Source organism: Cellulomonas bogoriensis 69B4 = DSM 16987, from assembly GCF_000767165.1.
Classification (GTDB): domain Bacteria; phylum Actinomycetota; class Actinomycetes; order Actinomycetales; family Cellulomonadaceae; genus Actinotalea; species Actinotalea bogoriensis.
Genome location: NZ_AXCZ01000323.1, coordinates 1 through 1,412, shown reverse-complemented (window position 1 = coordinate 1,412; position 1,412 = coordinate 1). Strand labels below are relative to the sequence as shown.

At 70.0% G+C, this 1,412-nt stretch carries 1 protein-coding gene and 1 pseudogene; one reads left to right on the top strand and one right to left on the bottom strand.

What is annotated here, in order from left to right; translation table 11 throughout:
* A partial coding sequence (locus tag N869_RS15080) for a LacI family DNA-binding transcriptional regulator (protein WP_408606373.1) occupies positions 1-477 on the bottom strand: 477 nt, incomplete at its 3' end.
* Between the two features lie 458 nt (positions 478-935).
* Between N869_RS15080 and N869_RS15075 the strand changes: the two are divergent.
* A pseudogene (locus N869_RS15075) lies at positions 936-1,412 on the top strand (sugar ABC transporter permease); the annotation flags it as partial.

Sequence of the window (1,412 nt, the reverse complement as noted above, 5' to 3'; positions counted from 1 at the left end):
CGGGACACCGAGGGGCGGCTCGCCCGCGGTGTCGACGACGACGCACGGGATCGACCGGGTCGCGAGCTGGCGGTGCTGGGGTGCGTCCAGCGAGGACTGCACGAAGATCACACCCAGGGGGCGGCGGGTCAGGACGTCGTCGAGCCACTCCTGGCGTGGACGGTGCTCACCACCGAGGTCCGAGAGCACGACCCCGACACGTTCGGACGCGGCCACGACCTCCACACCCTTGATGATCTCGACCGCCCAGGCCGTGCCGAGGTCGTGGATCACGAGGTCGACGAGCTCGGCACCACGCGCACCGCGGCCGCGTCGCCGCCGGTACTGGTGCTTCTCCAGGGCCGCCTCGATGCGCGCGCGGGTCTCGGGCGCCACGTCGGGACGCCCGTTCAGGACCTTCGAGACCGTGGGCACCGAGACGCCGACCTCGGCAGCGATGGTGGCGATCGTCGTCGGTGCCGGGTCCGACATCCCCATGCGACCACGCCTCCTCGCGCAGACCGAAAGTTTAGTCGGCACGGTAGCACCTCTGGGCACCCGTCACCTGGGCCTCGGCGTCGCCCGATCGGACGAGCCGCGCGTGGAATGTCACCATCAGGTCACGGCTGCGCTGCCCGGGTTGACGCCTCCGAAAACGCCGCCCTACTGTGCGAGCACAACAGATATCGACGTTGGAGTCGATACTTTCGAGCCTCACGACGACGTGAGACGGAGGTGAGTGCGGTGGTCAGGGCGCCGGCAAGGGCAGCAGCCCGCTCGTGGCGCACACCCTCGGGTGCATCCCCCTGGAGCTCCCGAGGCGGTGGCGGGTCCGCGGTCTGCGCGGACCCGGAGCGAGTGTTCCGACCCGGCAGGTGCGTGCACCCTCGTGCGCGCCGGCCGGACTTCATGGCCGCCGTGCCCCGGCACAGCCGCCCCCACGCGGAGGTGAGTGCATGAGCGGGGTCGTCGAGCCCGTCGCCACGCCCGGCGGAGGATCGCCGCAAGGCCCCTCCCCGGCCGTACCCGAGGCCGCGGTCGCCACCGACCCCGGCAAGCGCAGGTCCCGCCCGGCGAAGAAGACCTGGCGCGAGGCCCTGCGGCGGGACTGGCGCCTGTACACCTTCGTGGCACTGCCCATGATCTGGTTCCTGATCTTCAGGTACCTGCCGATGGCGGGCAACGCCATCGCGTTCCGGCGGTTCAGGCCGGGGGGCAGCATCTTCGGCGACGAGTTCGTCGGGGTGCGCTACTTCGAGATGTTCATCAACGACCCGGCGTTCTGGAACGCGTTCCAGAACACCCTGATCCTTGGTGCGCTCAGCCTGGCGATCGCGTTCCCGATGCCGATCATCCTGGCGCTCCTGCTCAACGAGCTGCGGTCGCGCAAGTTCAAGCGGATCGTCCAGACGATCTCCTACCTGCCGCACTTC